Genomic DNA, 12917 nt, shown 5'->3' with positions numbered 1-12917 from the left:
ACACCCCCTTTCTTGTTCTTTATAAGCTGAAAAACAGCGTTAATTTATCCGCACAAGACTTCGGCGAACTTTTTGGTAGTATAAGCCTTAATGAGCTTATAAGACACTTTTACGGCATCTGCTGACTTTTCACCGGCAGGGGCAATATGCTTGTCTTCCATGAAACGCAATACCTGGTTATCTTTTACATAGGTGCGATACTCGCTCTTTGTTTCCGGACCATCAGCAGGACCACCGACCAATGACTCGTAACAGAAAATGAATTTGCCTGACTGGAAATAGAACTCACGACTCCAGGAACCGTCGCCAATACTCCCTGACTCTACGATCTTTACGATCTCCTTTTTCTCGTTAAAGAAATATCTGACCACTCCATCCTCCACACAACCGTCAGACTCGTATTTAAATACTTCGGTGGTGAGCGGGGCGGTGTTTATGTTTTTGTACGCTGTTCTGATAGTAGTGATAGCGGCTGAGGTATCCATAGTGGGTTGTACAGTTCCCTTTGATGCATAGGTGTTTGCAGCGGTTATACAAACAACTATCGAAAGGATCAACTGAAGACGGATAAATACATTCATTATGGTTAAGAATTGTTAGAACATGAAAATATGCAATAAAACTGAAATATAGAAATTGCCACAGCTATTATAATATCAACAATTCCCTTACCGGATGCTGGCCTGTTGTTTGGGTCTTCTTCTAAACCAATGCCGTTTCCACATCCAGAAGCCACTGAGTACCACGACAGGCAGGAAAACAAAACGAACTGCGTTTGCCGCCGCTGGCAGGGTGGCTACCGGCCCGTAGATATACCCGAGGATAGGTATGCTCAGCAGAATATGTAACCAGCGGATGATCTTTCTTTCTGTAGATGCTTTCATGTAGATACGCATTTGATGCAGTACAAAGCTATCCACCGGCAGTAAAGGGGAAATGGGACTGTAGATTTAAGCCGGAAATGTGTAGACGAAAAGGAAGAGAATGCTGAAAAGCGGGGTGAAGTTTACGTATTATAAGACGAATAATCCGGAGTTGTTTTGGGCTAAACCATAATGTGAGAAGGAATGATCTGGTACCTTTCGCGTAAATTTCTATTTTTGCCCCGTTAAATGAGGGCAGGTCTTCCTGCATAACCTCACATTGATCAAAAACTTGTTATCTGAATGAAAGAACAAATAATTACGCTGATTGAGCAATTAAGAGAGAATGCACTCACCTTCAAAGAGGTGATTGAATTTATAGAAACCCACTATCAGCAACAGCCAGCGGCTTTTAAAAACGGAGAAGCATATAACGAGGCGACGCAGAATCAGGGCAGCGCAAAGGTGTTTTCCTTCGCTCAACTAAATAACCTGAGCAAAGAAGATACACTCTATTTGTTTGCGGAACACTATCAGTCAGTACTGAATACGCCGGATGCAGCTGACCACCAGAATATCAGGCAGTTTATGAAGCATGGCTGGCCTGGAATAGTTTTCGAAGGACAGGCATTACTAGCGAAATAGTTTTATAAAGTGTATCGAAAGAGGCTATAGATCATGCATTTATAGCCTCTTTCGATTTATACGGCACCCATCCTCATTTTGGCTACGTAATCCCCCAATCAGGCTACGGGTACCTACAGGCAGTTGCTGACCTTTGTATCATTATTTCAATCATCAGAAAAAATTGAAAACGAAATGAAAAAGGTACTCATTACAGGCGCTAATAAAAGTATTGGGCTTGAAACCGCACGACAGCTACTCCAAAAGGGATATTATGTTTATTTGGGCAGCCGCGATGTTGAGAATGGTCAGCAGGCAGTGGAGCAACTAAAAGCAGAAGGACTACATGCGGTGGAAGTCATTGCGCTGGATGTAAGCAGCCAGGATTCTGTAAACGCTGCACGGGCTGAAATAGGCAGGAAAACTGCTGTGCTGGACGCCCTGGTCAATAATGCCGGTATCAATGGTGGATTACCACAAACAGCGCTTGGTTCGGATATTGCTGTTATGAATGAGGTATTTAATGTTAATCTGTACGGTGTTGTGAGGGTTACCCAGGCCTTTATAGACTTGTTGAGAGCGGCTACGCAACCGCGTATTGTGAATGTATCATCAAGCGGCTGTTCGCTTACCCTGAACAGTGATCCCAGCTGGAAATATTACCATCATAAGGGTGCCATTTACCTGCCATCAAAAGCGGCACTGAATATGTATACGATTGTATTGGCTTATGAACTGCGTGATACACCATTTAAAGTGAATGCAGTGGACCCGGGATTCACGGCTACAGATTTCAATCAGCATCGTGGGACCGGAAGTGTTGAGGAAGCTGGAACGCGAATAGCAAAATATGTGCTGATAGGTGATGACGGACCAACAGGGAAATATGTAAGTGAAGAAAACAACCCTGAAACCGGAGATATCCCATGGTAAACAAATATTATAACCGGCAATAATGTTATTTGCCGGTTGTAATTTCAGTAATTTTTCAGTATGAAAAAGAACGAAACAGATCATTATACATTAGATTCCATCTCCGATGCGCACCGGGCATTAGGCTTACCTAAGCCATTGCATCCGTTAATAAGTTTAATAGACAATGATAAGAATAAAGTCGAGAGCAGTAAATTGCCCGGTTCCCATGTGTTGAATTTCTATAAGATATCTTATCGAACTCATTTAGGTGGAAAGTTAAAATATGGGCAGGGGTATTATGATTTCGACGAAGGTGGACTGTTATTCGCTTCTCCCAACCAGGTAATTGGCAGAGGTGATGAAACGCAGGAGCTTTCGGGATATACCTTACTCATCCACCCTGATTTCTTTCTCGGCTATCCAATAGCGAAGAAGATCAGACAATATGGCTTCTTTTCATATACGGCTAATGAAGCTTTACACTTGTCAGATAAAGAAAAGACGTCCATTGTTTCCATCTTTAGCATCATGGAGGAAGAATTGAACAGCAGAATAGACGATTTCAGCCAGGATGTAATGATTGCGCAGATTGAGTTACTACTGACCTACGCACAGCGGTTTTATAAGCGCCAGTTCATTACCCGTAAAGCAGTCAGCAATGATGTATTACAGCGGATGGAAGAGATACTGGATGATTATTTTAATGACCAGATCTCGTTAAGACAAGGCATTCCGACAGTACAATACCTCTCAGAACGCTTAAACTTCTCTCCCGGTTATTTAAGCGATATGTTACGGTCACTTACCGGTCAGAATGCACAGCAGCATATACATCAAAAACTCATTGAAAAAGCGAAGGAGAAATTATCTACCACCAGCTTATCTGTAAGTGAAGTTGCCTATGAGCTGGGCTTTGAACATCCGCAATCGTTCAGTAAGCTGTTCAGGAATAAGACAAATCTTTCGCCGGTGGCATTCAGGAAATCTTTTAATTGATAAAAGCCAATACAATACAATACAATCAGTGTAATGTATAAATCTTGCCATCATATGTAAAAGCCGATGATCCCGAACAGGCCGAACTTTATGTCATAAAAATATTCTTTATGACAACAGATCAGAAATCAAAAATCGTACTGGTGACCGGTGGGAGCAGAGGTATAGGAAAGAGCATAGCGCTGAATGCAGCCAAGCGTGGAATAGGAGTGATCCTTACTTATAACGGCAACCCGGAAAAGGGAATGGCAGTAGCTGATGAGATCAATGCAAATGGCGGCAAAGCCGTTGCCTTAAAATGGGATGCTGCTGACGTCTCATCATTTGACAGTTTCGCTGACCAGGTACAGCAGATTCTTAAAAGAGAATGGAACCGGACCCACTTCGACTACCTGGTAAATAATGCAGGAATAGCGCAAAGAATGCTGATCAAAGATACCACCGAAGCCATCTTTGACGAGCTTGTAAATGTTAACTTTAAAAGCGTATTCTTCCTGACACAAAAGCTGCTTCCGTTAGTAGCGGATGGCGGACATATTATTAATGTCTCATCCGGCCTTGCCCGGTTCGCATTCCCCGGAGTAGCTGTCTATGGCGCTATCAAAGCAGGAATAGAGGCGTTGACAAGATACTTCGCGAAAGAGTATGCCGATAGAAGGATCCGTGTTAACACTGTTGCACCAGGAGCCATTGATACCGAATTCGGTGGAGGAAAAGGAGATGAGGCCCATCGCCAGCAAATAGCTAGTATGATAGCATTGGGCCGTCTTGGCGATGCTGATGATATTGGACTTTTTGTTGCGTCACTCCTTTCGGAAGATAGCCGCTTTGTGAATGCACAACGTATCGAAGTAGGCGGTGGTATCTTTATCTGATAGATTGGATTACCTTTGTAAACCGGCTACAGCTATAAAAAATATATCTAATGAGATATGTAGATATTCACTCAATTTCAGAACTGCATGAGTTCTTTCATTATGAAAAACCCGTGCATCCTTTGATAAGCATTGTTGATCTTGCTAAGGTAGATCGCTCCCACCGCGTGCCCGGGGACGTATACAGGTTGAATCTTTATGGCGTTTCCTGCAAGAAAATAAAGGGGCAATTTGGGTATGGTCGTACTACCTATGATTTTTCTGAAGGTTCGCTGATGTTTACGGGGCCCTACCAGGTTTTATCGCCCGACCCGGACATAAAGGTAATAGAGGGCTGGGGGATATATATCCATCCTGATTTCCTGAATATAAATATCAGGGGGCGTAAGCTGAGCGAGTTGTCTTTCTTTGGATATGAGGCCAATGAGGCATTGCATATCTCAGAAGCAGAGAAGGTGATCCTCGAAGAGTGTATCAAAAATATCCAGCGGGAAATTGGGATGAATCTCGATAAACATTCCAGTAATCTTATTTTGAGTAATCTAGAGTTGTTCTTCGCTTATTGCGTACGTTTCTATGATCGTCAGTTTTTGACAAGAGAGAAATCAAGCAACGATATCGTGCAGAAATTCGACAGGCTGTTGTCGGATTATTTCAACCAGGAGTCACTTAATGGAACAGGCTTGCCGGAAGTAAAATATTTTGCGTCACAGTTGAACCTGTCCACCAATTATCTCGCCGATCTGCTGAACAAATACACCGGTAAATCGACGCAGGAACATATCTACTTCAAGTTGATTGACAAAGCCAAATCATTATTGTGGAGTACGGAGAAGGCAATTAGTGAAATTGCATATGATCTTGGCTTTGAACACCCTTCGCATTTTACCAAGTTGTTTAAAAAGAAAACAGGAGTATCTCCGAAGGATTTCAGAAATCAGCATTGAGTGCCATGTAATATGTGGCAATAAAGAGCTTCAGGCCAGCAAGCCTGAAGCTTTCTTATTTTCTGTCATTGCCGTTACCTGGGTTCCGGTAATCTCTCCAGCCGCATTTCCAGTGTGTCAGTACCCATATATCCTATGAATGAATAATCGCCTCTTTTATCTGTCTTCTTCAGACTACCGGAGAAGGGCATGTTGAATGCCGCCGGATAACGCCACTGTACATGAAGACTATCTGTTTCAGGGGCGTAGCTGTATGTACCGATATACCTATTGTTATAGTTGTTAAATTCAAGCACAAAGTCATCCTGCCAATCCATATATACGGAGGTGAGCACACTGTCTTTTGTACTATGCGCCACTACCGGTCTGCCATTCACCGTCAGGTGACTGACCATATACTTGCCGGTAAATTGTGGATGCTTGTCTGGATAGTTGTAAGTCGCCAGCAGGACCAATGGTATCAGTATCACCGCTGCACGTAACAGGTACATAGTGGGTCTGTTAAAAGTTGTCGCGGCAGCAGGCAGTGTCCGGAAGAAGAAATGCACCAGGGAAGTCCGGTATTGCATCAAAAGATATATCACTCCCGACATTAGAATGATAGCATGTAGTAATACGCCAACGGGTAGATGATAAAAGAAATCTATGAATATAATATTCAGTAAAATGGGAATCATACAGATCAATCCCAGCAGGCGGGTTCGTGGCCATAATAGCAGGTAGGCGCTTACCATCTGAGAAATGGCAATGGTGACTGTAAAAGGGTAGGAACGCCTGAAATAAGCCCATGTAAGTGTTTCTCCATCCAGGCTGTTAAAAGGAAGGTCCAGTATGCCAAGGGGCACTACCATTTGCAGGTGGAAGATCTTTTGCCAGCCGAATGAGGCGAGATCAAATGCGAGGGTATAGGCTATCAGGGATTGAAGGCAAAGGAGCCTGGCGGGGGAATTTCCCTTTCCACGTTTTTCCTGCCAATGCCAGACAAATGGATATACCCAAAAGACCAACAGGCATAACAGGGAAAGTCCCCAGACGCCGGTGACGGGCATCAAAGTGATAAAATAACGGGCCATCACCCGCCGCAGCACGGCAGCGATAATGAGTCCGGCCAACAGACAAACGAGCAATTTCCGGGAGAATTTTACATGTTCCATAGCTACCAGGTTTTTCTGCAATAGTAGCCATGGATCATTGTTTTAATGCCCCGTTGTATCCATCCGTACCAGTAGTTCCCGGTATTCACCAGGCGACATCCCCGTGATTTTCTTAAAAGTGGTGTTAAAGGTAGTTTTGGAATTAAACCCGGCCTCAAAGGCAATACCCAGCATGCTCAGGTGCCGGTGCTTTTCTGATACCATCAGCTCCTTTACCCGTTCTACCCGGTGGTGGTTGATATATTGGTAAAAGTTCTGTCCATATCCTTTATTAAGCAGGTAGGAAAGCTCATGAACCGAAATATCCATTTTTCCGGCCAGCTGGGGCAGATTAAGATCGCTGTCGGTAAATAACTGCTCCTGTTCCATCAAATGGTCCAGATGAGCTTTTAAGCGCTGAATGCCATCATCTGTTACGCGTGGAGGAGGGCTCTTTTTTTCTATAACTTCCTGGAGGGCGGATTTCTCTGCTGCTGCGTAGGGGAAAATTTCCCGCTGCCGTAATGAAAAGAAGGCAATCACATATATAGCTAATAAATAGCCCACGCCAGTAAAGCGTTCCAACTCAGCGTTTATCTGGAAAACCTGGTTATACCAGAGTAACATGAGTGCAGCGATACCCAGCAGCATATATTGCAGCCATTTCAGATCTATCCTTTGGACCTCCGCATTCACTTCCCGGATCGAACGGCTGTGCCTGCGTAGCAGATAGAAAGACAATAGCCAGTAAACAAGCAGCTGTAACTTAACGCTGATACCAACCAGCACACCTAAAAACCGGGGTAAATGGGGGCCTCCGAAGAACAATAGGGGCAAAAACATTACTGCTGGCAAAAAATGCAGGTAATCTTCCCGTTTCCAGTCGCGCCGGGCGGAGGTAAAATACAGTACAGCAAGATATAATGAGGGCGCCATCAGCAGCCGGATGGATTCCGACAAGGGCACGAGAAAGGGATAACGTATGGCCAGTCCTGTACTCTCCGCAATAAATGCCAGTACAGCACTACCGGTGCAGCAGAAAAAGCCACCCAGCCAGGCATTGGCAACAGGATTCGCCCTTGGCGTATTACTGAGATGTGCGAGGGCCAGCAGGAACATCCCTCCGCAGGTAAGATAATAGCTTGTCATGCAAAGGAGATGTATGAAATGGAGAATTCCATAAACTTCCTTTATATTTCTTTCGGTGCTTTAATCGCTGAGAAATAGAGACAAGGCAGTCATTTTGAATGGCTGCCTTGCCTCTAAGAGGTTACTATTTAGTCTTCTCCGGGATGAGAACCGGGCTTCCTGTAGATCCTACAAAGAAAACCACCAGTTTAGCATTCTCGGTTGTGCTGAGATTCCTGGTCTGATTGTGCAATCCGCCTGGTTCTTCCCAGAAAACATCTCCTTGTTTATAGACATGTTTCACTCCTTCAAAAGTAGATTCTATGGAGCCTTCCAGTACATAGCCAACAGTTGCCATCGGATGTCTGTGCGCATGAGATACTTCGCCTGGCGCAAATGTCACCAATACGACCTGTGCTTCATCTTTTTTCAGATCGGCAGGGAGCTGTTTTGTGAAGAGCACTTTAGGTGGATATTTTGTTACTTCCTTTCCATGTTCCTGGTGTTGCGCTTTTGTACTGAATGTGAATGCAGTGAGTAACACTGTAAGACTTAAGACAAACTTTTTCATAATAATGAGTTTAATAAATGATAGCCTTTCGAGGGCCGGGTTGTTGTGCTATCGATGATCATCAGCAAAACAAGTGGGTCATTAGTACCGCACTGAATATTCTGCTACGTTGGGGTCAAAACATGTGCCTGAGAAAAAGAAGTACTTTATGTGTAGCACAGGAAAGATGTTGCCCCTCTGAAAATAGCTACAGCAAACTGTTTGAAGAAGTGAAGACAGAATGGTGTGATGCTGTGAAATGCTTACTATGCCTGCCGATGCAACGGAATTCGTCACTGTATATCGTTAAATCACGCGCCTTTTCACTGATATTCGCCAGCCCATCGCGCACAGTCTTTTTAAAAGGCGCAATTACCCCAAAATAAGGGTTTACTCCTTTGAGGTCGTAATTACCCCTTTATTATGTCTTATGTAGCCGCCATCCCAATTGAATCTTCTCCGCATCTTTGTTGTGTCGGAATCAATGGTAAACAACCAGTATAAAACTAAGTGGAGCAGCGACCACTTAAAAAACGGGCGGAACCGAAAAGCCAGATGAGTAGGACCAAAAATAGATCTTATGTCAAACAATGCTGTTTCGCTGCACAGAGTGCTTAAAACATCTCCTGAAAAAGTATACCGCGCATTTACTGAAGCCGCTGCGATTGCTTCCTGGTTACCTCCTTATGGATTTGTTTGTACCGTTCAGGAAATGAATGTATCCGTAGGGGGTACTCATAAAATGTCATTCCAGAACTTTACAACCGGTAACAGCCATTCATTCGGCGGGACATACCTGGAACTTAAACCTAATGAGTTTTTGAAATACACAGATCAATTTGATGATTCCAACCTGCCAGGAGAAATGACCACTTCTGTATCACTCCGGAAAACGATCGCGGGTACAGAAATAAAAATTACGCAGGAAGGCATTCCCGCTGCTATACCTGCCGAAATGTGCTATCTGGGCTGGCAGGAATCCCTCGAAAAGCTGGCTAAGTTAGTAGAGCCTGAGATCCCGGTATGATGCGGGAACTATATATCAGGAACAACTAGGTCCACTTAATCATATTTGCAACAGCCCTCTGGTCAGACCAGGGGGCTTTTTATTGCCCATCAGGCTGTTCTGTACAGTCTGTTGAAGGGGTCTTAATTCGCTCCGTTCGTTCTTGCAATTCAAATACAAACCATCATCAACCCATATATAACCCATATATAACCCATATCTCTTAAATATGGGTTATATATGGGTCATATATGGCTTATATATGGGTTATATATGGGTTATCTCAGGGAATACACTGGGATAGCAGTTTTACAAGGATTGTGTAAAAACATGATTGTGTACTGATATTGCTAACAGTTTATTTTATAGTAGGAGAATCTTTTATATCATAGATATATGTATTTTTCATCATGTCTTTTTTAGGGATATAGGGCGTATTTTGGACTATGCCCGAACGAAAGAAAAGGCCCCCACGGGAGCGGAGGCCATAGGTTTTTTTATCTTTTGGCGTCATGTGCCTCGTCTTATTTATCACTTGATAACTCTGCAACAGGTCGTATTAACTGTGGACTATTCGTTCTTAGCTGCAGATTGAAGATCAGAAAACTGATCAGCGCCAATACCGATACGCCCACACCACCATATAAAAAAACACTACCGAAACCTTGTTCCAGCGCTTTACCAAAAAATGCCTGTTGATGCGTTCCCGTTAATGTTGCTATGTTGACTGTCTGTTCCTCTTTCAGACTGCCGGCTACGAGCTGTTTGGATAGCTCAAATAGTTTGTCTGAACCGGCCAATGGAAGCGCATCACTCAGATAAGAAAAAGTGCCCTGTACTAACAGGAAACCCATCAGCGCAATGTTGATCGCCAGCGTGATCAACCGGCAGCTTACATCGATCCCGGAAGCCATACCTGCACGGTTACCCGGAACAGCCCCTGTGGCGGTATTGGTGACAGGTGTATTGACCATTCCCAGGCCACTGCCAGCCAGTACACAACCTGATAAAAGCGTTATCCATGTACTGCCGCTGGCATACATGGTAAAGAAACCGGTGCCGATCAGTAATAGGCCTGCCGGAATAACACGTCCGGCACCGTAGCGTTGCATGAGGCGCTCACCTACAGGTGGAAACAACAGGGTAGGCAGTGTATAAGCCAACAGGCACAAGCCGGTGGTGAGTGTATCACAACGCAGTGCTACCTGGAAATACAGGGGAAGAAATACCATTAAGGGCCAGAAGGAGAAGTTCATGCCGATACATCCCATCATGGCTCCGGTAAACCGTCGTATCCGGAACACTTTAAAGTCGATCATGGGATAAGGCTGACGGAGCTCCGCCAATACAAACCCGATGATCAACACCACGGCGGCAAGGAGCACCAGCAATGAGGATGTACTGGTGAATCCGTTTTCCGGTCCCTGTGTGATATAGTAAGTGAGCGCGAACACTGCTGCCGATAGTAGTACGATCCCTATCAGATCCAGCTTACCGGCATTAGGATCCCTCGATTCTGCTATAGCGGGGATGGTCAATAAAATCGTCCCCAGTGCCAGTGCTCCATGGATCAGGAATACCCATCTCCAGTTGATCGTTTCGCTGATGATGCTGCCGATGATCGGCCCGAAGCCCAATCCGATACCCGCAATGATTCCCCAGGCTGCAAATGCTTTACTTCGCTGCGGCCCTTGTGGATACTGGTGGGAAAGCAGCGCGATAGTACAAATGAACATAGCGCCGCCGGTCATCCCCTGGAAGAAACGGCTTGCTATCAGCAGTTCCGTTGTGCCGGCAATACCACAAACGATAGAAGTAATGCCAAAACCAATCACGTTAATGATAAAGACCCGTTTACGTCCAAAGCGGTCTGCCAGTGTACCCGTGCCCATCAGCACCATCGTACAGGCAATCGTATAGGCATTCATGATCCACTGCAACTGGCTGAAATTACTGCCCAGTGTTTTTTCGAGCGTAGGAAGAATAACCGGCACACTGGTGATCTCTAATCCGAACATCAGCGCTGCCAGGCAAATAGCGATCAGTGCCCGCGGATTTGTCGGGAGTCCTTTCGTTTGATCAGTCATATCATCTTTTTAAGACCGCTAAAGTATACCGGTACTTATCAAAAAATCAGTACAACTTTTATAAAAACAGGTACTTTTATGCTATGGTAAGGTTAACGATGCACACACCACTTGAGGTGGTCCGTCAAAAAATGGAAGCGGTATCCCCGGTAGATTTTCAGAACAATTTCTTCCAGATCTGTATTGTGGTAAGCGGTCAGGGGCACCTGGGACTAGATTCGCACCGCACGGCATTCAAGCCGGGTAGCGTGATACTGCTTACCCCGGATGATGTACATCATTTTGAGCTTGAACAACCCACGGAATTCCTGATGGTGCGTTTTAGCAGTAGTTACATCAGGGCATTCGAATGGGGAAAGATGAACCAGATGGAATGCATTCTGTATTACGCCCGTCACTTTACCGGGTGCATCATGAGAACACCTGACGACAATGTACTTGTCCAATCCATTGCTACGTCACTGTTGCATACACTGGAACATCCCGATCTTTACCAGCAGGATATTATCAAACACTTCGTTAACGCCCTGATCGTTATTGCTGCCCGTAATATTGAAAAAGCGGGGCCACCGGCAGCTTCAGAAAATACCGATAAAAAATTGCTGGAGATTATTCATTACATCGAGGAGCATATCTTCGATCCTGCCAGGTTAAAGGCTGCCGCGATCGGGAAGGCATTTGGTGTTTCGACCAGTTATATTGGTCAGTACTTCCAGCGTTGTTCGGGAGAGACGCTGCAGCATTTTATTACGCAGTATAAATTACGGCTGATTGAACACCGGTTAAAGTTCAGTGATATGCGTGTGAATGAAATTGCGGTTGAGTTTGGGTTTACGGATGAAAGTCACCTGAATAAGTATTTTAAAAAGCAGAAAGGGGTAGCGCTGACGAAGTTCCGGAAGCAATATGTATCAGGGAAAACGAGTAGTAATGCTCTAGCTAAGCATCCTTCATGAGGCGCCTTAAGCCAGCCATTCCGTAGGCGCCTTACCGAATTTCTTCTTAAAAGTGTGCGAGAAATGGGAGAGGCTTTCAAAGCCCAGATCAAGATAAATGGCAGATGGTTTTTTGTTCTTTTTTTCTATGAGATGGCGGGCTTCCGCCAGTCTCCTTTCCAATAGCCATTGCCGGGGCGCCATGCCGAATATTTTCTGGAAATCACGTTTGAACCCTGCAAGGCTTCTTCCGGTGAGTTGTGCAAATTTTTCAACAGGAATATTGTAATGAAAGTTGCTGAGCATGAATTTCTCCAGATCAATCTTATAAGGTTCTGAAAAATCGAATAGGAATTTAGTGAGTTCGGGCATGGTATTCAGGAGGAGATATACCGCCTCTTTTACTTTTAGCATACCTACTTCTTTCGTTACCTTGTCTTCCGGATGCCGGACATAGGGTAGCAGGGATTGAAAGAAAGCTAACAGGAAATCGTTTCCGGGAACGAGAATGATGGGAGAACCTGTGTATTTTTCTCCGGTCTCTATCTGCTCTTCCAGCGCGATCTTTCTGAGTAAGTTTTCTTCCAGGCGAATGACAATGGTTTGATAATCCTCACCCTCTAAAGGAGTCTTGGTGATCTCTCCCAATAGATTTTTTTGTATCAGCAGCATCTGGCCGCGTTCCATTGAGACCTTCTGGTTAGCAGTTTCCATTGTAAAACGGCCTGAGACCTGCAACACCAAAGTATTATGCTCAAGGAAGGCTACTTTTTCCTTTCTCTTCGTTGCGAGATAAGAATAGAAGATGACACCGGGGAGTATTTCAGTTGGATTTGTCATTGTGCAAAGATATAAAAG

14 protein-coding genes are annotated in these 12917 nt (G+C 44.5%); 7 read left to right on the top strand and 7 right to left on the bottom strand.

The annotated features are described in order from the left end of the window. Positions 1-44 precede the first annotated feature (44 nt). Entirely contained in the window at positions 45-581 is a 537-nt protein-coding gene (locus CLV42_RS07075; protein ID WP_146154327.1) for a hypothetical protein, read from the bottom strand. Positions 582-668: 87 nt separating this feature from the next. After that, positions 669-884 carry a hypothetical protein gene (locus CLV42_RS07070; protein WP_106601188.1) on the bottom strand — a complete coding sequence of 72 codons (216 nt, stop codon included), beginning with the start codon at positions 882-884 and terminating at the stop codon, positions 669-671. Positions 885-1166: 282 nt separating this feature from the next. Between CLV42_RS07070 and CLV42_RS07065 the strand changes: the two genes are divergently transcribed. From CLV42_RS07065 to CLV42_RS07045, 5 genes are all read left to right on the top strand, one after another. Then, a complete protein-coding gene (locus CLV42_RS07065; protein WP_106601187.1) occupies positions 1167-1508 on the top strand; it encodes a HopJ type III effector protein in 342 nt (113 codons plus the stop codon). Positions 1509-1682: 174 nt separating this feature from the next. Next, positions 1683-2420, top strand: a complete 738-nt coding sequence (locus tag CLV42_RS07060; protein WP_106601186.1) for an SDR family NAD(P)-dependent oxidoreductase — start codon at positions 1683-1685, stop codon at positions 2418-2420. A 60-nt stretch (positions 2421-2480) separates the two neighbouring features. Next, positions 2481-3398: a helix-turn-helix domain-containing protein gene (locus CLV42_RS07055; protein ID WP_106601185.1), complete on the top strand. Its 918-nt coding sequence runs from the start codon at positions 2481-2483 to the stop codon at positions 3396-3398. Between the two features lie 110 nt (positions 3399-3508). Further along, positions 3509-4273, top strand: a complete 765-nt coding sequence (locus CLV42_RS07050) for an SDR family NAD(P)-dependent oxidoreductase (protein ID WP_106601361.1) — start codon at positions 3509-3511, stop codon at positions 4271-4273. Positions 4274-4323: 50 nt separating this feature from the next. Next, on the top strand, positions 4324-5220 hold the full coding sequence (locus tag CLV42_RS07045) for a helix-turn-helix domain-containing protein (RefSeq protein ID WP_106601184.1): 897 nt from the start codon (positions 4324-4326) through the stop codon (positions 5218-5220). 74 nt (positions 5221-5294) lie between these two features. On the opposite strand, the gene CLV42_RS07040 is transcribed toward CLV42_RS07045, so the two are convergent. From CLV42_RS07040 to CLV42_RS07030, 3 genes are all read right to left on the bottom strand, one after another. After that, positions 5295-6374: a hypothetical protein gene (locus CLV42_RS07040; protein WP_146154326.1), complete on the bottom strand. Its 1080-nt coding sequence runs from the start codon at positions 6372-6374 to the stop codon at positions 5295-5297. A gap of 42 nt (positions 6375-6416) precedes the next feature. Then, positions 6417-7502 (bottom strand): helix-turn-helix domain-containing protein, encoded by a 1086-nt coding sequence (locus CLV42_RS07035; RefSeq protein WP_106601182.1) that lies wholly within the window; start codon positions 7500-7502, stop codon positions 6417-6419. Between the two features lie 124 nt (positions 7503-7626). Further along, the gene (locus CLV42_RS07030; RefSeq protein WP_106601181.1) at positions 7627-8052 is read right to left on the bottom strand and encodes a cupin domain-containing protein; all 426 of its coding nucleotides are present in this window, start codon (positions 8050-8052) and stop codon (positions 7627-7629) included. A 559-nt stretch (positions 8053-8611) separates the two neighbouring features. On the opposite strand from CLV42_RS07030, the gene CLV42_RS07025 reads away from it, so the two are divergent. Beyond that, a complete protein-coding gene (locus CLV42_RS07025; RefSeq protein WP_106601180.1) occupies positions 8612-9058 on the top strand; it encodes an SRPBCC family protein in 447 nt (148 codons plus the stop codon). Between the two features lie 503 nt (positions 9059-9561). Here the strand turns inward: CLV42_RS07025 and CLV42_RS07020 are convergent. Further along, positions 9562-11124 (bottom strand): MFS transporter, encoded by a 1563-nt coding sequence (locus CLV42_RS07020; protein ID WP_106601179.1) that lies wholly within the window; start codon positions 11122-11124, stop codon positions 9562-9564. A gap of 83 nt (positions 11125-11207) precedes the next feature. On the opposite strand from CLV42_RS07020, the gene CLV42_RS07015 reads away from it, so the two are divergent. Then, positions 11208-12080 (top strand): helix-turn-helix domain-containing protein, encoded by an 873-nt coding sequence (locus tag CLV42_RS07015; protein ID WP_106601178.1) that lies wholly within the window; start codon positions 11208-11210, stop codon positions 12078-12080. Between the two features lie 6 nt (positions 12081-12086). On the opposite strand, the gene CLV42_RS07010 is transcribed toward CLV42_RS07015, so the two are convergent. Beyond that, a complete protein-coding gene (locus CLV42_RS07010) occupies positions 12087-12899 on the bottom strand; it encodes a helix-turn-helix domain-containing protein (protein WP_106601177.1) in 813 nt (270 codons plus the stop codon). Positions 12900-12917 lie beyond the last annotated feature (18 nt).

This window comes from Chitinophaga ginsengisoli, assembly GCF_003014595.1.
GTDB classification, from domain to species: Bacteria; Bacteroidota; Bacteroidia; order Chitinophagales; family Chitinophagaceae; genus Chitinophaga; species Chitinophaga ginsengisoli.
This window is presented reverse-complemented; position numbering and strand designations above follow the sequence as displayed.